The organism is Parabacteroides sp. PF5-6 (assembly GCF_029504695.1).
Taxonomy (GTDB): domain Bacteria; phylum Bacteroidota; class Bacteroidia; order Bacteroidales; family Tannerellaceae; genus QVMG01.
Genome location: NZ_JAQFIN010000002.1, coordinates 304,503 through 324,361 on the forward strand (window position 1 = coordinate 304,503; position 19,859 = coordinate 324,361).

21 protein-coding genes and 2 tRNA genes are annotated in these 19,859 nt (G+C 49.5%); 11 read left to right on the forward strand and 12 right to left on the reverse strand.

The features are described from left to right. Positions 1-96 precede the first annotated feature (96 nt). The 9 genes from M2133_RS03345 to prmC all read right to left on the reverse strand — a co-directional run bounded on the left by M2133_RS03345 (position 97) and on the right by prmC (position 5,409). A tRNA-Leu gene (locus M2133_RS03345) sits at positions 97-181 on the reverse strand. 22 nt (positions 182-203) lie between these two features. Further along, a tRNA-Gly gene (locus M2133_RS03350) sits at positions 204-276 on the reverse strand. 57 nt (positions 277-333) lie between these two features. Then, the gene (locus M2133_RS03355) at positions 334-780 is read right to left on the reverse strand and encodes a hypothetical protein (RefSeq protein ID WP_277464552.1); all 447 of its coding nucleotides are present in this window, start codon (positions 778-780) and stop codon (positions 334-336) included. A 1-nt stretch (position 781) separates the two neighbouring features. After that, complete coding sequence (argH, locus tag M2133_RS03360) at positions 782-2,116, reverse strand: argininosuccinate lyase (protein ID WP_277464553.1); 1,335 nt, start codon at positions 2,114-2,116, stop codon at positions 782-784. 93 nt (positions 2,117-2,209) lie between these two features. Then, on the reverse strand, positions 2,210-2,620 hold the full coding sequence (locus M2133_RS03365; protein ID WP_277464554.1) for an SRPBCC family protein: 411 nt from the start codon (positions 2,618-2,620) through the stop codon (positions 2,210-2,212). A 21-nt stretch (positions 2,621-2,641) separates the two neighbouring features. Beyond that, the gene (gene pyrE / locus M2133_RS03370; protein WP_277464555.1) at positions 2,642-3,274 is read right to left on the reverse strand and encodes an orotate phosphoribosyltransferase; all 633 of its coding nucleotides are present in this window, start codon (positions 3,272-3,274) and stop codon (positions 2,642-2,644) included. A 113-nt stretch (positions 3,275-3,387) separates the two neighbouring features. Beyond that, on the reverse strand, positions 3,388-4,098 hold the full coding sequence (locus M2133_RS03375; protein WP_277464556.1) for a phosphoribosyltransferase family protein: 711 nt from the start codon (positions 4,096-4,098) through the stop codon (positions 3,388-3,390). After that, a complete protein-coding gene (locus M2133_RS03380) occupies positions 4,064-4,558 on the reverse strand; it encodes a regulatory protein RecX (RefSeq protein ID WP_277464557.1) in 495 nt (164 codons plus the stop codon). The genes M2133_RS03375 and M2133_RS03380 overlap by 35 nt, the downstream gene beginning before the upstream one ends. Beyond that, positions 4,555-5,409, reverse strand: a complete 855-nt coding sequence (prmC, locus tag M2133_RS03385; RefSeq protein ID WP_277464559.1) for a peptide chain release factor N(5)-glutamine methyltransferase — start codon at positions 5,407-5,409, stop codon at positions 4,555-4,557. The genes M2133_RS03380 and prmC overlap by 4 nt, the downstream gene beginning before the upstream one ends. Before the next feature lie 94 nt (positions 5,410-5,503). Here prmC and ribD point away from each other — a divergent pair, with 94 nt between their 5' ends. The 9 genes from ribD (at position 5,504) to M2133_RS03430 (ending at position 15,251) form a co-directional block, all read left to right on the forward strand. Further along, the gene (gene ribD, locus M2133_RS03390) at positions 5,504-6,571 is read left to right on the forward strand and encodes a bifunctional diaminohydroxyphosphoribosylaminopyrimidine deaminase/5-amino-6-(5-phosphoribosylamino)uracil reductase RibD (protein WP_277464560.1); all 1,068 of its coding nucleotides are present in this window, start codon (positions 5,504-5,506) and stop codon (positions 6,569-6,571) included. A gap of 278 nt (positions 6,572-6,849) precedes the next feature. Continuing rightward, positions 6,850-8,229 (forward strand): DUF6242 domain-containing protein, encoded by a 1,380-nt coding sequence (locus tag M2133_RS03395; RefSeq protein WP_277464561.1) that lies wholly within the window; start codon positions 6,850-6,852, stop codon positions 8,227-8,229. A 111-nt stretch (positions 8,230-8,340) separates the two neighbouring features. Further along, positions 8,341-9,045: a DUF6089 family protein gene (locus tag M2133_RS03400; protein WP_277464562.1), complete on the forward strand. Its 705-nt coding sequence runs from the start codon at positions 8,341-8,343 to the stop codon at positions 9,043-9,045. A gap of 11 nt (positions 9,046-9,056) precedes the next feature. Next, positions 9,057-9,806, forward strand: a complete 750-nt coding sequence (locus tag M2133_RS03405) for an isoprenyl transferase (protein ID WP_277464563.1) — start codon at positions 9,057-9,059, stop codon at positions 9,804-9,806. A gap of 8 nt (positions 9,807-9,814) precedes the next feature. Beyond that, entirely contained in the window at positions 9,815-12,517 is a 2,703-nt protein-coding gene (locus M2133_RS03410) for a POTRA domain-containing protein (protein ID WP_277464564.1), read from the forward strand. Between the two features lie 94 nt (positions 12,518-12,611). Next, positions 12,612-13,127: an OmpH family outer membrane protein gene (locus M2133_RS03415; protein ID WP_277464565.1), complete on the forward strand. Its 516-nt coding sequence runs from the start codon at positions 12,612-12,614 to the stop codon at positions 13,125-13,127. A gap of 59 nt (positions 13,128-13,186) precedes the next feature. Beyond that, positions 13,187-13,684 carry an OmpH family outer membrane protein gene (locus tag M2133_RS03420; protein ID WP_277464566.1) on the forward strand — a complete coding sequence of 166 codons (498 nt, stop codon included), beginning with the start codon at positions 13,187-13,189 and terminating at the stop codon, positions 13,682-13,684. A gap of 71 nt (positions 13,685-13,755) precedes the next feature. Continuing rightward, complete coding sequence (gene murI / locus M2133_RS03425; protein WP_277464567.1) at positions 13,756-14,592, forward strand: glutamate racemase; 837 nt, start codon at positions 13,756-13,758, stop codon at positions 14,590-14,592. Beyond that, complete coding sequence (locus tag M2133_RS03430) at positions 14,589-15,251, forward strand: M15 family metallopeptidase (RefSeq protein WP_277464568.1); 663 nt, start codon at positions 14,589-14,591, stop codon at positions 15,249-15,251. The genes murI and M2133_RS03430 overlap by 4 nt, the downstream gene beginning before the upstream one ends. A 22-nt stretch (positions 15,252-15,273) precedes the next feature. Here the strand turns inward: M2133_RS03430 and M2133_RS03435 are convergent, their stop codons facing one another. Then, positions 15,274-15,642, reverse strand: coding sequence for a YccF domain-containing protein (locus tag M2133_RS03435; protein ID WP_277464569.1), 369 nt, complete (start codon positions 15,640-15,642; stop codon positions 15,274-15,276). A gap of 22 nt (positions 15,643-15,664) precedes the next feature. Continuing rightward, positions 15,665-16,951 (reverse strand): peptidoglycan DD-metalloendopeptidase family protein, encoded by a 1,287-nt coding sequence (locus M2133_RS03440; protein WP_277464570.1) that lies wholly within the window; start codon positions 16,949-16,951, stop codon positions 15,665-15,667. Positions 16,952-17,104: 153 nt separating this feature from the next. Between M2133_RS03440 and M2133_RS03445 the strand changes: the two genes are divergently transcribed. Then, positions 17,105-17,530: an META domain-containing protein gene (locus tag M2133_RS03445; RefSeq protein WP_277464572.1), complete on the forward strand. Its 426-nt coding sequence runs from the start codon at positions 17,105-17,107 to the stop codon at positions 17,528-17,530. Positions 17,531-17,952: 422 nt separating this feature from the next. Here M2133_RS03445 and M2133_RS03450 read toward each other — a convergent pair whose 3' ends face one another. After that, positions 17,953-19,035 (reverse strand): DUF1343 domain-containing protein, encoded by a 1,083-nt coding sequence (locus M2133_RS03450; RefSeq protein ID WP_277464726.1) that lies wholly within the window; start codon positions 19,033-19,035, stop codon positions 17,953-17,955. A gap of 278 nt (positions 19,036-19,313) precedes the next feature. Between M2133_RS03450 and M2133_RS03455 the strand changes: the two genes are divergently transcribed. Then, a complete protein-coding gene (locus M2133_RS03455; RefSeq protein ID WP_277464573.1) occupies positions 19,314-19,853 on the forward strand; it encodes an HDIG domain-containing metalloprotein in 540 nt (179 codons plus the stop codon). The last annotated feature ends 6 nt before the right edge of the window (positions 19,854-19,859 follow it).

The following is a 19,859-nucleotide window of genomic DNA, read 5'->3' on the forward strand; positions in this document are numbered from 1 at the left end:
AATGTGGGAGTTGTGCAAATGTTGTGCAATTATAAAATACAAAAATCGCAAACCATTGTATAACAATATGTTTGCGATTCGTATTTTTGCTCGCTGTACTCGGAGCGGGACTTGAACCCGCACAGCCGCAATGGCCAAAGGATTTTAAGTCCTTCGTGTCTACCGATTCCACCATCCGAGCATCCCTTTCTCATCAAGAGATGAGCGAAAGACGGGATTCGAACCCGCGACCCTAACCTTGGCAAGGTTATGCTCTACCAACTGAGCTACTTTCGCATTTGCGTGTGCAAAGGTAGATAAATCTTTTATTTGTGCAAATCTTTATCCCGAAAATTAATTCCGGACAATCAATTTGGAAGCGCTCGGGCGAGAGATGATATAGGGTTGCAGGCGGTAGGTGCCTATGCCTTCCAAGGGATAGCCGGATTCCAGGTCGTACTTTGTTTTGCATTGCGGGCAGATGGCGTGGGCGTCGCCTTGCTTTTCGATCTTGATGCGCGTAGAGGCGACCGCTTCAACGGGACAGGCCAGGTCGTAGGCCACGTAATATCCTTGCGGGCTGTAATACACATAGACGCCGCCGAAGCCGGTGTATTCCTTCTCGGAAAGGTTGGAGGTGCCACGTATATAAGTTTTGGAGAAGGTCAGATTCAGGAGTTCTTTATCCTCAAACGTCAGATCCAATTCCAGATAAACCCGTTGAAGAGGAATCCGAGCCTCTTCCGTTTTCGTGCACGAAACGATCAACAACACCACCAGGCAACACCAAAAACGTTTCATTTCATCCGTTTATTAATTCATTTTCCGCACCGACCGCTTTTTCAAAGGAGAAACCATCCAGGACATGTTGCATCAACAGGTTGATGTGTTCGTTGCAAAGATTCCCGATACTGCCTTCATGGGTGTGGTTAACGGTCTTATCCGGCACAAACGTTCCGGCTTCGATCGCCAGCCCTACGTCTTTATAGGCATCACGGAAAGGCATACCTTCCCATACGCGGCGGTTTACTTCTTCAACGCTAAAAAGAAGAGCATATTTCGGATCATCCAGAATATGTTCATTGACTTCCACCTCCTGCATCATAAAAGTGACCATGCGCAGGCAGTCTTTCAGTTCATCGAAAGCGGGCAGGAACACTTCTTTGATGATCTGCAGATCGCGGAAGTAACCGGAAGGGAGATTGTTGGTGATCAATGTGATCTGTTGGGGCAAGCCCTGGATCTTATTGCATTTGGCCCGTGTTAGTTCGAACACGTCCGGATTTTTCTTATGGGGCATAATGCTGGAGCCGGTCGTAAACTGATCGGGCAATTTGATAAAGCCGAAGTTCTGGCTATTGAACAAACAGGCATCGTATGCCAATTTGGACAGTGTTCCGGCAATGCCTGCCATAGCAAAAGCGACAGTCCGTTCCATCTTTCCCCGGCCCATCTGGGCGTAGACCACATTGTAATCCATGGAGTCGAAACCCAATAGTTGCGTGGTCATCTCGCGGTTCAACGGGAAAGAGGAGCCGTATCCGGCAGCCGATCCCAGGGGGTTGCGATTGGTTATCTTATACGCTGCCTGCATCAGTTGCAGATCGTCGACCAGGCTTTCGGCATACGCGCCAAACCAAAGCCCGAAAGAGGAAGGCATCGCCACCTGCAGATGGGTATAACCGGGCATCAACACGTCTTTATAGCGATCGCTCCGGGAAATCAACACCTGAAACAGTTCAGCCGTCAGCTCCGTCAGCTCGCGGATCTGTGCCCGGGTAAAGAGCTTCAGGTCCAGCAATACCTGGTCGTTGCGCGAACGCCCGCTATGGATCTTCTTGCCCACATCGCCCAGGCGACGGGTCAACAATAGCTCTACCTGCGAATGCACATCTTCAATGCCGTCTTCGATCACAAATTGTCCGCGATCGGCGATGGCGTAGATATTCCTCAGTTCAGCACACAAGCGGTCGAGTTCGTCTTTTTGCAACAGACCGATACTTTCCAGCATACGGATATGGGCCATTGAACCCAACACATCGTATTTCGCCAGATAAAGATCCATCTCCCGGTCTTTCCCGACGGTGAAAGCTTCCACCGCTTTATCCACCCGGACATTCTTTTCCCAAAGCTTCATGGACTAATGATTAATGATTAATGATTAATGATTAATTGTTAATTAGAGCAGAAGAGTCGTCTGCGATATTCACTTTTAATTGTCAATTATCAATTAATAAGGTAGCTTCGCCAATACCTCCGCGATTTTCTCCAAGCCTTCAGTCAGCGGTTTAGAGACCATCGGTTTGAGGAAGGGGCTCAGATCGGCACGCACCGTCAGGCGCATCCGGGTATCCCCTATTTCCACCTGCTTCAATTGTATCCACAAAAAGAGAGGAACCGGCGAGTTCGTTGTCGTAAACTTGATTGTTTTGTTGGGTTCCCGCTCCACGATATGAAACGTGACTTTCCCCACCGGATCAACGGTAAGACTGCAGGAGTCGCTATCAAATTCAAAATCTTTGATCTTATCTTGCGGGATGCGATCCTTCACCTTTTCCAGGTTGGAGAGATCGGATAGCATCGCGAAGATACGATCATCATTGTACGGGACTTGTTTCGTCTCGCTTACAAATTCAGTCATTCTTAATTAGGTTTATTTAAATCAGGGCTTCCAGTTGGCCGGATCTTTCCGCCATTCCTGCAAGGTAGCGATTTCAGACTGATCGATATAGTCTGTTTCGACAGCGATCTCAATCACCGCGTCGTAATTGCTTAAGGTGGTCAGGGTAACCTGTGCTTCTTTGAATTGTTTTTCAGCCACCGGGAAACCGTGGGTAAAGATAGCCACCATACCGATCACGTCACAGCCGAAATTGCGTACGGCCTGTACCGCCTTAAGGCTACTGCCACCGGTTGAAACAAGATCTTCGATCACAACCACTTTCGATCCCGGTTTCAGTTCTCCTTCGATCAGGTTTTCCAAGCCGTGGTCTTTCGGGGTGGCACGGATATATACAAAAGGCAGTCCCAACAGGTCGGCCACCAACGCACCCTGTGCGATAGCTCCTGTGGCAACTCCGGCGATAGCATCTACATTCTCATACTTTTCACTGATTACACGGGCCAGCTCCAATTTGATAAACGTACGCACTTCCGGGTAAGAAAGTGTCTTCCGGTTATCGCAGTAAATGGGAGACTTCCACCCGGAAGCCCAGGTAAAAGGGTTTGCAGGTTGCAATTTGACAGCCTTAATCTTTAATAATTTCTCAGCAACTAGTCTTTCAAGTGTTTTCATACCAAATAGTAAATATTATGTCAGCCAACAAAAGTAGATAAAATAAACGTCAATGCATTACGCATTAACGTTTATTTTGCAGAAGACATCCGGCGGAAGACGGAAGGCGGAAGTCACTGTAAGGCCACAGCCAAGGTGAAAAAGCTGATTTTTATTCCTTCCACAGATGAAAGAGCATCGATGCAAGCGCCGGCTGTCGCCCCTGTCGTGATCACATCGTCGACCAATAAGACATACTTCCCTTTGAGCCGGTCCGGATCGGAAACGGAAAAGACGGCGGCCACATTTTCCCAGCGGCTATAGCCGATCTTGCCCGTCTGACTTTCCGTCATAATATCTCTGCGAACGGCAGTCGTACAGACCGGGATCTGCAAGACCGAAGCCATTCCCCGCGCAATCCATTCCGACTGATTATACCCTCTCTTCCGGTATTTGCGGGGGTGAAGCGGAACAGGCAGTAATACGTCAGCCTCACCGAATGAAGGATCCGTATGAAGCAACTCCCGTGCGGCATATCGCCCCAAAACATAACCCAGCTTTTTATTGCCGTAATACTTCAGCGCATGAATCAACCGCCGTACCCCGCCGCCTTGTTCGAAACGGAGATAGCCTGTTGCTAAAACCAACCGCTCCTTATCAATCAGCAGATGAGCTACCGGATTATCCGACAGGTCCGAAAAGCCGGTATACGACAGGCCACACAGGCAGCGGGCGCAGACCTGCTGCTCCCCTTCGACCAACGCCGTTTCGCACAGAAGACAAAGGTTGGGGTAGAACAGATTAAGGACATCAGTCCATATCTTCACGATCTGCCTCTTCATCATAGCCCGATTGATGTAAACATTTTAGGATCAATTCATTTTCAAAACCACGTCCGGCGGCATAACGAAGTAGTTTATAAAAGGTATCCCGGTTGTCCTTTCCCCTGACTGTTTTCTTTTTGTCTTTCAGGAGCGTTTGCAGCATATGGAGATAGAGTTCTTCGTCTATCTCATCCAGGGCGTCGGCAATCAGGGGGTTCGGGATACGTTTCATCCGCAGTTCATAGCCGATCCGTATACGTCCCCATTTATTAAACCGCAATTTATCGTGCACGAAGCTCCGGCAAAACCGCACTTCGTCGATAAACTTCTCCCGAACCAACCGCTCCAGGATACGCTCCGTCACGTCCGGCGGGAATCCTGCCGCGACAATCTTTTTCTCCACTTCCTGCCGACACCGTTCGGCGGCAGAACAATAGGCGGCTGCCTTGTGCAGCATTTCGGCTTCAGTCAACTGTTTCATCGTTTGGCTTTTATAATCCGGTCTTTGCCGGCAAGGTCACGGATCAATTCGATCTCTTGATAATCCATCTGTTTTAATAATGCAACCAGTTCAGGACCATACCTGGCATTGATCTCAAAATAAAGGCCGCCACCCGGTCGGATCAAAGCGCGCCCCAGGGCGGCGATCGCGCGGTAGAACAATAACGGATCATCATCCGGCACGAACAGAGCACCGGCCGGTTCGTAGTCCAACACATTCCGGTCCATCGCCGCCTGCTCTTCCATTAATATATAAGGGGGGTTACTCACCATACAATCGAACGCCCCGCCCAACAGCGTCGGCCAGTCGCACGCAGCCAGGATATCCGCCAGCACGAAAGACACATTCCCGACGTCCAGCAAACGGGCATTCTCCCGGGCCACCTCGAGCGCTCCGGCAGAGATATCCAACGCCACCACCTGCGCCTGCGGGAGATGTTTCGCCAGAGAAAGCGCGATACACCCGCTACCGGTGCCGACGTCCAGGATCCGGCATTCTTTTTTCGCCGTATAATCCGAAAGGATCAAACCGACAAGTTCCTCCGTCTCGGGACGGGGGATCAACGTATGGTTATCGACCCGGAAAGTATGGTTATAAAAGAAAGCCTCGCCCAATACGTATTGGATGGGTTCGGCCAGGAGCAAGCGGTCGACTATCCGATGGATTTGTTCCTGCTGCTGCGGGCTGAAGGGGTGAATGCCATCGATCAGGATCCGCGAATACGGCTTTCTACAGACATGCTCCAGGATGATCCGCATCAGACTTTCCGTTTCTTCGGCAGCGTAAAGGTTTTTGAGTGTTCCTCTGATATGGTCTTGTATCTCTTTCATGCCTCACAAAAATAATAGTTTCTTCCCGAATAAACCGGCCCTATTCGTTTTTATCGTTTTTTCTTCTTAATATTGCCTTGAATTATTAAAGGAAATGAACAAAGACCATAGTTTTTACATGGCGCGCTGCATCGAGCTGGCGCAAAAGGGGAAAGGATTCACCGCACCCAATCCCATGGTAGGTGCCGTGATCGTACATAAAGGAAAGGTTATCGGAGAAGGCTTCCATCGCCGCCTGGGCGAGCCCCATGCCGAAGTAAACGCCATCGCTTCCGTTCGCGACGAATCGCTATTCAAAGATTCCACCTTATATGTCAACCTCGAACCTTGCTCGCACTACGGCAAGACACCCCCCTGCGCCGAGCTGATCATCCGCAAACAGATCGCCCGCGTTGTGGTCGGCTGCCTCGATCCGTTTCCCGAAGTATCCGGCAGAGGCGTGCGTATGCTGCTCAAAGCCGGAGTCGAAGTGACAACCGGTATCCTGGAAGCCGAATGCCGGGAGCTCAATAAAGCGTTTATGACTTTTCAGGAAAAAGGACGTCCTTACATTATATTAAAATGGGCCCAAAGCGCCGATGGATTTATCGACCGCCACCGCGACGACTATTCCGTTGCGCCCGTCGTCCTGTCGTCGCCTGAGTCACGCCGGCAGGTACATAAACTCCGGTCCGAAGTGTCGGCGATCTTAGTCGGCACGCGCACGGCATTACTCGACAATCCTTCGCTCTCGGTTCGCCATTGGGCAGGGCCTTCACCGGTCAGGCTTACGATCGACCGCCACTTACGCATTCCCTCGCACTACCACCTACTCGACGGAATGATCCCGACCGTAGTCTTTACCTCGCGGGAAGTACAAAACAGCAAAAATATCACCTATATTCCACTCCACCCAACCCGGTCCGTCGCGCAACAGATCCTGGATTACCTGAAAGAAGAAAAGCTGAATTCCCTGTTGGTCGAAGGCGGCTCCCGGTTGTTGCAAAGCTTTCTGTCCGAAGGCCTTTGGGATGAAGCCCGCGTCGAAGTGGTCGCCCGCCACCTGCACGAAGGAGTGAAAGCGCCTGAGATCTGCCGGTCCGTATCGCCTTATACCCTCACCGGCTCCCAAAAGCTCCCGGATACCGGCGATACCATCCTATCCTATACGCATAATTTCTAACCGGAGTATATTTTCTTCTCCGGGGGAGTATTCACTTGTTGATAACCGTCAACACATTTGTTGACAATTATCAACAAATAACTACTCCCGGCAATGCACTTAAATACAGGCATTTATACGCGTCGAAAAAATAGGGGAAAAATCGGCTGATTTTTCCAATAATAAAGGCGTCTATGGCTGATCCGGACCCTAAAATTCTATAAATATTGCAGAGAATTAGGTATAAAGCAAAAAATGTTTCTACTTTTGTGGCTTTATATGCAAGAAACTTAGTTTGGATGAAAAGTAAATTATTCGTATTAATTACTGGATGCTTGGTTTGGTTGATGTCTTCTTGTCTGGGGGATGATAATTATTCATACGAGTATGAATTAGCCAGGAATTGTCAGATCGCTTCTTTCACCCTGGCGAACGATTCGATTACAGAGCTGTCGAATGTAAAGTTTACAATCGACCAGTTGAGCGGTCTTATTTTCAATATAGACTCGCTTCCGTATGGAACAGTGATGGGCAAAGCCGTCTGCACGATCCAATATGCCAACTCTTCGGCCGTATCTTCGATTCAGGTCATGCAGGAAGCCGTGGGTGACACCATCGAATGGAACGCCTCCGATTCATTGGATTTCTCCCAGCCGGTGCGTTTTGTCGTCTGGGCTTACGACGGTACGGTGTCGAAGACCTACGAAACGAAAATCAACATCCACCAGTTGGTGCCCGATACCATGGAATGGTCGTTATATGCTACGAACCTGACGGCACAGACCATGAAAGAGCAAAGGGTTGTTCACCATACCTATCAGGGACAAGAATGTTATTTCCTGTATGGAGAACCTGCCGGTACGGACCTACCCTACCGCCTCTATTATGCGCCCGCGAACAACCTGGCGAAGTGGACCGAAATACCGCTGGAAGGGCTACCTCCCGGCCAGATTTATATTCCCCAACTGCGTGAATATGAAGGCGTACTATACGTACCCTCCGCCATCGGGACGCTTTACCAATCGACCGACGGACAACAATGGAAAGCCGTCCGCAACACCCCGCACGTATCCTATCTTATCGGTGGAATAAACGAAGAAGAATACCAGGGCTCCGTCCTGGCTACGATCGTTGAGGAGAACGGAACACTCCACTTCTCGGCCATGGATGAGAATCAGCAATGGGCGGTCGGCGACGAGGTGCCTGCCGGATTCCCGCTGACCGGTTTCGGCTATGAGAATTTCTACTCCATGTACCATGAGTATCTCATGATCGTGGGCGGACGTACGGCGGACAACCAACTGGTAAACAGTGCGTGGGCAACCCTCGACGGGAAGAGCTGGGCTTTATTGACGGATGAAAACGCACACTATTTCGAGCGGATGGAAGGACCGATGGTGAAAGCGTACGACGATAAGATATACCTGATCGGCGGTATCGACGCCGCAGGAAAAGCGTATAAAGATATTTATGAAACCATAGACAAAGGCGTGAGCTGGGCCAGAGTGGACTCGATGATTATCTTACCGGAAGTGTACCGGGAGAGAGGATTCGGCACGTTGATTGTCGGCGATGATCAGTACCTGAACATTATCGGAGGCAAGATGTCTTCCCGCGGTAATGTGATGCAGGAGATCTGGCGCGGCCGGATCAACCGGTTGGTCTATGATCTGAAATGAGTGCTTTCCCGACGCGGAAAGATCTCGTAATTCTGTGGTTTTACATGTTCTTGCATAATTTTGAGAGGTTTTGAACGTTAAAAAAGAAGTGTGGTATATAACAGCAAACGTATGACTTCAACTTTTTTTCAACGTATCCTCCTGATAATCCTTCTCGCAGGCATATTCCCGACGCTTCGGGCGCAGGAATATAAATATGAGATCGGCGGCATGGCAGGCATGAGTACCTATATGGGTGATGCCAATAAGACATCCGCCTTTAAAGGGATAAATCCGGCTTTCGGAGGTGTTTTTCGGTATAACGCAAACTTCCGATGGGCAATTAAAGCGGACCTGATGTGGGCTCGGGTTTCTGGCAACACATCCGGGCTCGACAATGCGTTCCCGTTTGAGGGACCCCTTTCGTTCAGCCGAAACCTGATCGAATTGGGCGGACAGGCCGAGTTTAATTTTTTCCCGTATAGCGACCAGTTCGCTTACCTGAACACGAAACGCCTGACACCTTACATCTTGTTGGGGTTGGGGGTTACGGTTGCGCCAGGCGGGAACAAGACATTGGCCAGTGCGAATATTCCGATCGGCGTCGGGTTGAAATATAAAATTAAGAACAGGATCAATCTGGGACTTGAGTTCTCGGTCCACAAACTCTTAGGAGACGGGCTGGAAGGAGTCGATGAATTGGATGATCCGTACGAAATAGACAGTAGTATTTGGAAGAATAAAGACTGGTATAATTGTTTGATGTTCTCTGTTACCTGGGACTTCGGGCCACGAAACAGACCCTGTAACAACGTCAATAGCATTACCGGCTATTAGAAAAAACAAAAATGTCGCTAATAAACGAAATAGACAGAGACAGATTGCCCGGGCATATCGCAATCATCATGGACGGAAACGGACGTTGGGCGAAATCCCGGGGAAAGGACCGCAGCTATGGGCACCAGGAAGGTGTTGTCTCTGTTCGTAAAGTATTGGAAGCGGCAACCACCATCGGACTGAAATACCTCACTGTATATACTTTCTCTACCGAAAACTGGAATCGTCCGACCGAAGAAGTGCAGGCCCTGATGAGCCTGTTAGTCTCGGCAATCCAAAAAGAGACTCCCGACCTGATGAAGAATAACATCCGGCTGAAAGCCATCGGGGACTTAAACCGCCTGCCGGAAGACGTGCGCGCCACCTTGCTGGAATGCATCGAATTGACCTCCGGCAATACCGGGACCACCCTGGCGCTTGCCCTGAGCTATTCCTCACGCTGGGAAATCACCGAAGCGGCACGCCGGATGACACAGGAAGTGGCAGCCGGCCGGTTGGCATTAGAAGACATTACAGAAGAGCAATTATCCAACCACCTGACCACAGTTGGCATTCCCGACCCGGATCTATTGGTGCGGACCGGCGGAGAAAAGCGGATCAGCAATTTCCTGCTTTGGCAACTATCCTATGCAGAATTGTATTTTACCGATATATTTTGGCCCGATTTCAGAGAAGAGGAGTTGTATGGAGCGATCGTGTATTACCAACAACGGGAAAGACGTTTTGGCAAAACAAGTGAGCAAATAAACTATAAACAATAGTTGTAAATATGTACAAAAGATTAGTGCTGTTATTGATGATTGTCTTGGGCTTCGCTGTTAGTGCTTCGGCACAGGAAAAAGACACCACCCAAGTAGAAGTTGAAGCACCGGCTGAGCTACCGGTCATTTCGTATACTTCGTCACCCCGCAAATACAAGATTGCGGATATCAAGGTGACCGGTATGCCGAATTATCAAGATTATTTGTTGATCGGTTTCTCCGGCCTCTCCGTAGGCGATGAGATATTCGTGCCCGGGGAAGAGATCGCACAGGCGACCAAACGTTTCTGGCGACATGGTCTCTTTTCGGATGTCAAGATCCTGGCTTCAAAGATTGAAGGCGACCAGATTTGGCTGGAGTTCCGTTTGCAACCCCGCCCTAAAATATCGCAGGTAACCTACCACGGGATCAAAAAAAGCGAACGCGACGACCTGGAATCGAAAGTAGGCCTCCGCAAAGGCTTCCAGGTGACTCCGAACGTATTGGACCGGACCAAGATCGTGATCGAACGCTATTTCGACGGCAAAGGATTTAAGAATGTAGAAATCGATATCAGCCAGAAAGACGACCTGACCAATGCCGGGGAAGTCGCGATTGATATTTATATCGACAAAAACGAAAAGACCAAGATTCATCGCATCTTCTTCGAAGGAAATGAAGCTTTAGCGAACCGAGATCTGAAGAAAGCGATGAAAAAGACCAATGAGAAAGCGGATTGGGGATACGATTTCATCACGAGCATCAAAGAGATGTTCAGCACGAAGAAGTTCACCACCGAAGAATATGAAAACGATAAAGCGAATATCATCACCAAATATAACGAATTGGGGTATCGCGATGCCAAGATCGTCATGGATAGCGTGGCGAATCACAATGAAAAAACGGTCGATATCTTCCTCAATATCGAAGAAGGGCAGCAGTATTTCCTGAAAGACGTCAACTTCGTCGGGAACACCAAATACCCCTCCGAGCAACTGGAATTCGTCCTGGGCATGAAAGCCGGGGATGTCTACAACCAGAAGAAACTGGGCGAACGCTTAAATATAGAAGACGATGCGGTTGCCAACCTGTATATGAACCAGGGTTACCTGTTCTTCCAGGCCGATCCGGTCGAAATCGAAGTCGAGAACGACTCGATCTCACTTGAGATCCGTATTCAGGAAGGGCCGCAGGCGACGATCAACCGCATCATCATCAACGGGAACGACCGTTTGTATGAAGACGTCGTACGCCGTGAGTTGCGAACCAAACCGGGCATGCTGTTCAGCCGCGAAGACCTGATGCGTTCCTTGCGCGAATTGGCGCAGATGGGTCACTTCGACCCGGAGAATATGGTGCCGAACCCGCTGCCTGATATCGATAACGGGACAGTGGACATCGAATACAATCTGGTATCCAAAGCAAACGACCAGGTCGAGCTTTCTGCCGGTTGGGGACAGACCGGGGTGATCGGTAAGGTCAGCTTGAAGTTCACCAACTTCTCCATGAAGAACTTCCTGAATCCGAATACGTACAAAGGCATCATTCCCCAGGGAGAAGGACAGACACTGACCTTGAGCGGACAGACCAACGGACGCTACTACCAGGCTTACAGTGTTTCGTTTATCGATCCCTGGTTTGGAGGCAAACGCCCGAATACCTTATCCGTAAGTGCGTATTTCTCCAAACAAACGGATATCAGCAGCAGCTACCTGAGCAACAACAGCTATTACGATCCGTACAGCTATTACAACTACGGCGGATACGGCGGATACGGTGGCTACGGTTACGGTGGCTACGGCAACTACGGCGGATATGGCAACTACGGCAATTACGAATATGCCTACGACCCCGATAAATACATCACCATGTTCGGGATCGCTGCCGGCTACGGAAAGCGTCTGAACTGGCCCGATGACTATTTCCAGTTCATGGCTACCTTCAACTACCAGATGTACACGATGAAAGACTGGGACTACTTCCTGGTGAACAACGGTACGTGCCATAACTTCAATATCGAATTGATGTTGCAGCGTAACTCGGTCGACAACCCGTTGTATTCGCGTAGCGGTTCGCAGTTCACCTTCTCGGTGAGCGCCACGCCGCCCTACTCGCTGTTCGACAACAAAGACTACGCCGCCATGAGCAGCGACGATCAATCCAAATACCGGTTTATCGAATACCACAAATGGAAATTCAAAGCCAAGACTTTCGTTCCATTGATCCCATTGACTTCGGGCATCAAACGTACGCCGGTCCTGATGGCCCGCGCCGAATACGGGCTGTTGGGTTCCTACACGGAAGCGAAGCGTTCACCGTTCGAAACCTTCTACATGGGGGGCGACGGGATGTCGGGCTATTCCAGTACCTACGCCACCGAAACGATCGGATTGCGCGGATACGAAAACGGAACAATCGCCGGTAACGGAGGATACAGCTCTTACGGATACGCGTATTCCCGCCTGAGCATGGAATTGAGATATCCCTTCTTACTCGAACCGACCTCTACGATCTACGGATTGGCATTCATCGAAGCCGGTAACGCGTGGACAAGCATTTCCAAGTTCAATCCGTTCGACCTGAAACGTTCGGCGGGTGTGGGTGTGCGTATCTTCCTGCCGATGATCGGTTTGATGGGGATCGACTATGCCTATGGATTCGACAAACCGAACTTCGGAAGCAACGAACGGGGCGGCAGTCAGTTCCACTTTATCTTAGGTCAGGAATTTTAATTAACGTAATTTAGAGCCTATTTGCTAAACCCTCTGTTATATTTGCAGTCTATGTAATAACTCAACGGTTGTGTAATTTAAAAAGGAGAAAGTTATGAAAAAGATGATGGTAATATGCGCGCTGACGCTATTGAGTACTGTCGGCGCGATGGCACAGAAGTTTGCATTGATCGACATGGAGTATATCCTGAAGAATATTCCCGCATACGAAATGACGAACGAACAGCTCAGCCAGCTCTCGATGAAATGGCAGAACGAAGTCGAAGCGATCCAGCAGGAAGCGCAGAATATGTATAAGACCTACCAGAGCGACCTGGTGTTCCTCTCCGCCGAGATGAAAGACAAACGGCAGGAAGAGATTATCAAGAAAGAACAGGAAGCGATGGATCTCAAACGGAAGTATTTCGGTGCCGAAGGCGAACTATTCAAACGCCGGGAAAGCCTGATGAAGCCGATCCAGGACGAAGTCTATAATGCGGTGAAAGAAATCTCGGAAGCGAACAACTATCAACTGGTGGTCGACCGCGCTTCGGCCATGAGTGTTATTTTCGCTTCACCCAAGATTGACATTAGTAATGAAGTACTTGTAAAATTAGGATATTCAAAATAAATCCGTACATTTGTGCACTTTATCAGGAATTTAATAACAAAAGTAATACAGTAAAGAAGATGAAGAAACTTGTCGCCCTTGTGGTTATTATGCTGCTTCCGTTGGGAGTTTTCGCTCAGGAGGTTAAGATCGCGTTTGTGAATACGCAGGAGATATTGATGGCTATGCCGGAATTGACTGCCATGAATAAACAACTCGAGGATCTGAACCTGGAATTCGAGAACGAATTGAAAAGTATGAACGAAGAATATACAAACAAATACCAAGCGTTTGTTCAACAACAAGATTCTTTGACAGAAAATATCCGTTTGAGAAGAATGCAAGAGATTCAAGACCTCCAACAACGTATGGAACAGTTGTATCAGGTAGCTCAGCAAACCGTTGCTCAAAAGCAGGAAGAGCTGTTCAAACCGGTACAGGAGAAGATGATGAAAGCGATCAATGATGTGGGTACTGAAAACAAGTACACCTATATAGTCAACGCAGGTACATTACTGTACACCGGTGATACTTCAATCGACGCGACTCCGCTGGTAAAAAGAAAACTGGGAATCTGATCCCGGCTTTAATGAAGATAAGAAAGGATGCTTTTAGTAAAAGGCATCCTTTGTCATATAAATGAAAGGCTATGTTTGCACAAGTTCCCGGCCCTATCGGCATATTTGATTCCGGCTATGGCGGTCTTACCATCTTCGATAAGATCCGCAAACGGATGCCGGCCTACGACTATATCTATCTGGGAGATAACGCCCGGACACCCTATGGTCCCCGCTCCTTTGATGTGGTCTATCAGTTTACCCGCCAGGCCGTCGAAAGGCTCTTTGAAGAAGGGTGCCAACTGATTATTCTGGCCTGCAATACGGCTTCGGCCAAGGCATTACGTACCATCCAGCAGCAAGATCTGCCCCGGTGGGATGCCGATCGCCGGGTGTTGGGTGTCATCCGTCCGACGGTAGAAGTACTTGGCGAACTGAGCCGGACGCGGCATATCGGCATCTTGGGCACGACCGGAACCATTTCCTCCCAATCGTATACGCTCGAGATCGAAAAATTATTCCCGGACATGACCGTGACGAGCGAAGCCTGCCCGATGTGGGTTCCACTGGTTGAGAACAACGAGTACGACTCGCCCGGAGCTGACTATTTCATTCGGAAACATCTGGATCATATCCTCGCTGCCGATCCGCAGATCGACACACTGGTTCTGGGCTGTACGCATTATCCGCTCCTATGGGATAAGATCAAGCAGTTTATTCCTCAACATATCCATGTGCTCGCCCAGGGCGAATATGTGGCTGCCAGCCTGGAGAACTACCTTATGCGCCATCCTGAGATGGAGGCACGACTGACGAAAGGCAGCCAATCCCGTTTTATGACGACGGAGTCTGAAGAGAAGTTTGCCGAAGCGGCCTCCCTCTTCCTGCAAGATCCGGTTGAAGTATCCCAAATCACCATCGAAGGATGAGGCGGATCTATTGGTTTTGCCTTTGCCTATTCGCATTATCCTCCGCTTATGCCCAGGACTGGGATACGCTATTGCCGGCCCGCGGATACGTCAATATCGCCGAGAAGGATCCGACGATCCGGATACACCTGATGTATGCCTGCCCGGAGAACTTTATGGGCGAAGCAGTCTATACCGGAATAACCCAAGCCTGGCTCCGCCCCGAAGCGGCGGAGAAACTATGCAAAGCCCAACGGCTGCTGCGCGAGATCCATCCGGGATACGCACTGATTGTCTACGATGCCGCTCGTCCGATGGCTGTCCAACGAAAGATGTGGAGCCTCGTCCGGGGCACGGATAAGACCAACTACGTAAGCAATCCGGCCAACGGTGGCGGGCTGCATAATTACGGCATGGCAGTGGATGTCTCGATTCTTGATGCCGAAGGGACTCCCCTACCGATGGGATCAGCGGTAGATTTCTTCGGGGAAGAGGCACATACGAATAAAGAAGAAATATTAGTGCAAAACGGAAAGATTAGCAAAGAGGAATTCAACAACCGCCGCCTCCTTCGTCGGGTGATGACAGACGCCGGATTTCGCACCATCCGGTATGAATGGTGGCACTTCAATGCCTGCAGCAGAGCGGAAGCAAAAGAAAAGTTGCAGGTTATCGAGTAAGAGAGAGAGAAGCCCCCGAACCCTAATCGATAGTCTTGCCAAAAGGCGATAACGCCAATGCGGCCAACTTAAAATGCTGCCGTCCCCAGGGTATCCCGATAATTGTGATACAAAGCAGCAACCCAAAGAACAGATGCGTCAGGCAGATGCAAAAACCTCCGAGAATAAGCCAAAGAATATTCATCAAAAGGTTCAGGCACCCTCCCGAATTTCCCTTATCCGTGATCTTACAACCAAAAGGCCACAGCGCCACACGGGCCATTTTTAAGGTTTGCAAACCAAAAGGGATACCAACTATTGTGATCATCATCAGCAAACTGGAGATGGTGTACTCGATCGCAGTAATAATTCCTCCGAAGAGAAGCCAGATGATATTTCCTAAGAACTTCATTGGGGTAGATTTTTATTGATAATTACTCTATTTCTTCTGTCACTACTAAAGAAGACGGTGTTTCCGCCTGAGATGTGACACGAAAACGATCCAATTCGGCAAAAACTTTTTCTTTGATGATCCGGAAACTATCCATCAACTCGGGTCGGATCGGTTCGGAGGGTGGCGATTCCATCTTCAGCGGATCAATCGGCTGCCCGTTCTTATGCACCCGGAAGTCGAGATGCGGCCCGGTGGAGAGCCCCGTAGACCCCACATAACCGATCACCTCGCCCTGCTGCACGGTCTTCCCCACCTGCATACCCGGGGCAAAACGGCTCAGGTGCATATACGTGGTCGTATACACGGAATTATGTTTGATCTTCAGAAAGTTACCACCACCGCCGGCCTGAAACCCTTTGCCTACGACCGAACCGGCGCCGATGCTTTTCACCGGTGTGCCCACAGGGGCAGCATAATCCACGCCATGATGCGCCCGATAACGCTTCAATACCGGATGGAAGCGGGCGTTGGAGAAGCGGGAAGTGATGCGGAAGAAATCGAGTGGCGCTTTCAGGAAGGCCTTGCGTAGGCTGTTGCCTTCGTGGTCGAAGTATTCAAAGACACTGTCCTGCGTAAAAGGCACGGCTACAAACTCCTTGCCCCGGTGATTGAAGATGGCGCCTTCGATCGAGGCGATCTTCAGCTCCGTCGTATCGTCGATAAAAGCGACATCGTAGAGCACGCGGAACGAATCGCCGTCTTTCACGTCGAAGAAATCAATCTCCCAGGCATAAACATCCGCGATCTGGACCGCCAATAGCGGGTTTACGCCCTGGCGCTGCAAACAGTTCCAAAGCGAGGTATTCAATACGCCTTCGACGTAGCGCCTTTGCAAAGTAATTGGTTTTTCGTAGGCATACGAAATGATGGTATCGCCCGTGAAATCGATCACGGCATAGTCGGTCAAGGTCTTGGCAAAAGCGATATATTGAATAATAGGCACCGTGTCGCGGGTCGTTAAGGTCGCATAATGCCGGCCCGCCTGCAATTTGGTCGGATCGAGCACGGCCGAGCAGGCACGCGTGATCCGGTCGGCCTCAAGCGCAGAGAAACCCAGGCGTCCGAAGATCGCCGCCATATTGTCACCGTTTTTAATCTGATACTCATAGACATCCAACGAGTCGATGCATACGCCATACCGGAAATCTTTTCCGGTCAACGTATCGGCAACTATGGCTTCTTCATCCGCAGGAGGCTGGGCGTTTCGCTTACAAGAGAATGAGAGTAATAACAGGCCTGCTACGATCCAAATACTGATCTTATTCATATCATGCAAACTTACGGAAAAATGGGAAAACAACGGCCGTAAGGCCCCGACTCTTTGTTAATGTTCGCTAAATCTATCGGATTTTCTAAACAAATCAACCGCAAAAAGCGTCTTAAAGGAAACAGTTTACAACGAATTTAAAAGAGAATAGGTATGAAAAAAGTATTGTTTTTTATGATGAGCCTCCCGGTTTTGTTGGGAGCAATGAGTGCATGTTCAGAGGTAAAGGTCGACACCAAGAAGCTCGACGGCAAGTGGACGATAGTAGAAGTCAACGGCACGAAGATTGAACAGGAGAAGATGCCGTATATCGAGTTTAAGATGGCGGAAAACAAAGTGCATGGAAACGCAGGCTGTAACACGTTCAATTCGTCGATCAAGCCGGACAGCAAAAACATATCCTCCTTCACCTTAGCCCCGGCAGCCGCCACGATGATGGCTTGTCCGAACATGGCAGTCGAAGGACAGATCTTCAAAACGTTCGATCAGATCAAAGGCGTAAAAGCCGACAAAGATAAAAACAGACTGTTATTGATCGATGGCTCGGGGAATACGTTATTGGTCATTGCGAAGCAGTAAGAGGCTACACATAAAAGTTTCGCACCCCCTTCCACCTTTCACCCGATCGCCAGATCCCTGTATTGATCAGCATTTTGGGTGAAGGCTTGGTGAAGAATTGTTGACAAGGTATTATGGCGATCCCTCATGGCTGGAGGCTCCTCGAAAAAGGCCGCCGGAGTTTCCCAAAAGGCCGCCGGAGTTTTGCAAAAGGCCGGCAGGGTTTTTCAAAAGGCCGGCAGCTTTTTTCCGGGAAGCTGTCGCTTTTTTTAAGATATTCCTTTACCCTTCACCCGAAACGCTGATCAATACTGGGATCTCGGTGAAGGGTGAAAGGTGAAGACCAGGGTCAAAACTTTTATGTGTAAGGTTCTTATGAATTCCTATGAGTTCCTATGAGTTCCTATGAGTTCCTATGAGTTCCTATAAGCTCTTATGAGCTCTTAATAATCCTTATAAAGCAAATACTTCTTCCGCATTTCTTTATAAGCTTTCAGCTCCGGTTGCCAGCCGGCGCGGATTTCTTCTTCCGTCAGGCCTTTGATCATCTGGAGCCGCAGATCCTTCGAGCCGGCCAACAGATCGAACCATTGGGGACGGCTAAAGAAGAACGCTTTGTCCTTTCCGGCCTTTTCGTAATATTCCAATAGAAAATGTAAGGTAAAACCGCCGGCAAAAGCATATTCGCGCAGGTCCGTGCCATAACACAACTTATCCTTATGCAACGGATTGGTATCGAAGCCGGGCAAAGAGATCGGCCGGAACGTGAAACTTCCCTGCGTCTCATCGGGTGAACCCAGTACCTGGAACGGGAAATAAGTCCCTCGCCCGACACTGATATTCGTTCCTTCAAACAGGCAGAGGGAAGGATAAAGACGGATCGACTGATCGTTCGGCAGGTTGGGCGACGGCTTGACCGGCAACCAATAGGGATCGCCATGCCGCCAGTTTTCCATGGTGACGACTGCCAACCGGCAGGTATCCGGATTGCTCTTCAGCCACTTCTCGCCATTGATCATGCGAGCCAATTCACCGACGGTCAACCCATGGAGCAACGGGATCGGATGCATACCGACAAAAGAGGTAAACCCTTCGCGAAGCACAGGTCCGTCGACAAAGTCATTGGGATTGGGGCGATCCAGGACGATAAACAATTTATCATGCTCCGCACAGGCCTCCATCACGTAGTGCATCGTGCTGATATAGGTATAGAAACGGGCACCGACATCCTGAATATCAAAAACAACAACATCCAGATCGGCCAACTGCTCGGCCGTCGGCTTTTTGTTTTTCCCGTAGATGGAAACAATAGGGACCCCGGTTCGCTGATCGCGGCTATCTTTCACCGTGGCGCCGGCATCGTCGGTCCCCCGGAAACCATGCTCCGGAGCAAAAACCTTTCGCACATCGACCGCTTCGGCACGCAAGGCATCCAACAGATGCGTATGCCGGTTATCCAGAATAGACGTTTGGTTGACTACCAGCCCTACCCTTTTCCCTTCTAACATCGGGAGCAGAACATCCATCCGCTCGGCGCCCAACCGGACTGTTTCCTGCGCACTGGTGCCTACAGAGATCAGTAAACAAAGCCATACAAATAAAATCTTATCCCTCATTGATCGTATCATTAAGTCTTCACTTTCTTGACACAAAGGTAACATCTACGAATCGTTTTTATCCCATTTTGGCCGAATAAATTTATTCGGCCGGCATCGCCCCGTCGGCAAGGGAAGTCTTTCCCCGGCATAAATGGGGGAAAGAAGATTTATATTATCTTTGCACCATATATTTATCAAAAGAATATATGGACCCGCTTGAACTGATCACTCCATACTATCCGACCGACTCGGAAGCACACCGTATTCTGTTGGCACACAGCCGAAACGTAGCGGATAAAGCGTTACAAATAGCCCGGCAACATCCGGAAATGAATCTCGACCATCCCTTTATCGAAGAGGCCGCGATGTTGCATGATATCGGCATGTTCCGTTGTCATGCTCCTTCGATCGGCTGTCATGGCGAGGCGGAATATATCTGCCACGGTTATCTGGGCGCTGAGCTCGTACGTCAGGCCGGCTATCCGCGCCATGCCCTGGTGTGCGAAAGACATACCGGAACCGGGTTGAGCCTGCAAATGATCGTAGACGGGCAACTGCCCCTTCCGCACCGCGAGATGCTTCCGGTCAGCATGGAAGAACAGCTAATCTGCTTCGCCGATAAATTCTACAGCAAGACAAAATTAGACAAAGAGAAGCCTGTCGATAAGATTGTACGGGGACTTTCAAAGTACGGAGACGAAACCGTTAAACGTTTTGAAACGTGGTGTAAACTCTTTTTAGGGTAATTCTAT

Bases quoted from the DNA above. Each gene is read 5' to 3' on its own strand.
- M2133_RS03355 (WP_277464552.1), bottom strand. From the start codon at position 780: ATGAAACGTTTTTGGTGTTGCCTGGTGGTGTTGTTGATCGTTTCGTGC.
- argH (WP_277464553.1), bottom strand. From the start codon at position 2,116: ATGAAGCTTTGGGAAAAGAATGTCCGGGTGGATAAAGCGGTGGAAGCT.
- M2133_RS03365 (WP_277464554.1), bottom strand. From the start codon at position 2,620: ATGACTGAATTTGTAAGCGAGACGAAACAAGTCCCGTACAATGATGAT.
- pyrE (WP_277464555.1), bottom strand. From the start codon at position 3,274: ATGAAAACACTTGAAAGACTAGTTGCTGAGAAATTATTAAAGATTAAG.
- M2133_RS03375 (WP_277464556.1), bottom strand. From the start codon at position 4,098: ATGATGAAGAGGCAGATCGTGAAGATATGGACTGATGTCCTTAATCTG.
- M2133_RS03380 (WP_277464557.1), bottom strand. From the start codon at position 4,558: ATGAAACAGTTGACTGAAGCCGAAATGCTGCACAAGGCAGCCGCCTAT.
- prmC (WP_277464559.1), bottom strand. From the start codon at position 5,409: ATGAAAGAGATACAAGACCATATCAGAGGAACACTCAAAAACCTTTAC.
- ribD (WP_277464560.1), top strand. From the start codon at position 5,504: ATGAACAAAGACCATAGTTTTTACATGGCGCGCTGCATCGAGCTGGCG.
- M2133_RS03395 (WP_277464561.1), top strand. From the start codon at position 6,850: ATGAAAAGTAAATTATTCGTATTAATTACTGGATGCTTGGTTTGGTTG.
- M2133_RS03400 (WP_277464562.1), top strand. From the start codon at position 8,341: ATGACTTCAACTTTTTTTCAACGTATCCTCCTGATAATCCTTCTCGCA.
- M2133_RS03405 (WP_277464563.1), top strand. From the start codon at position 9,057: ATGTCGCTAATAAACGAAATAGACAGAGACAGATTGCCCGGGCATATC.
- M2133_RS03410 (WP_277464564.1), top strand. From the start codon at position 9,815: ATGTACAAAAGATTAGTGCTGTTATTGATGATTGTCTTGGGCTTCGCT.
- M2133_RS03415 (WP_277464565.1), top strand. From the start codon at position 12,612: ATGAAAAAGATGATGGTAATATGCGCGCTGACGCTATTGAGTACTGTC.
- M2133_RS03420 (WP_277464566.1), top strand. From the start codon at position 13,187: ATGAAGAAACTTGTCGCCCTTGTGGTTATTATGCTGCTTCCGTTGGGA.
- murI (WP_277464567.1), top strand. From the start codon at position 13,756: ATGTTTGCACAAGTTCCCGGCCCTATCGGCATATTTGATTCCGGCTAT.
- M2133_RS03430 (WP_277464568.1), top strand. From the start codon at position 14,589: ATGAGGCGGATCTATTGGTTTTGCCTTTGCCTATTCGCATTATCCTCC.
- M2133_RS03435 (WP_277464569.1), bottom strand. From the start codon at position 15,642: ATGAAGTTCTTAGGAAATATCATCTGGCTTCTCTTCGGAGGAATTATT.
- M2133_RS03440 (WP_277464570.1), bottom strand. From the start codon at position 16,951: ATGAATAAGATCAGTATTTGGATCGTAGCAGGCCTGTTATTACTCTCA.
- M2133_RS03445 (WP_277464572.1), top strand. From the start codon at position 17,105: ATGAAAAAAGTATTGTTTTTTATGATGAGCCTCCCGGTTTTGTTGGGA.
- M2133_RS03450 (WP_277464726.1), bottom strand. From the start codon at position 19,035: ATGGATGTTCTGCTCCCGATGTTAGAAGGGAAAAGGGTAGGGCTGGTA.
- M2133_RS03455 (WP_277464573.1), top strand. From the start codon at position 19,314: ATGGACCCGCTTGAACTGATCACTCCATACTATCCGACCGACTCGGAA.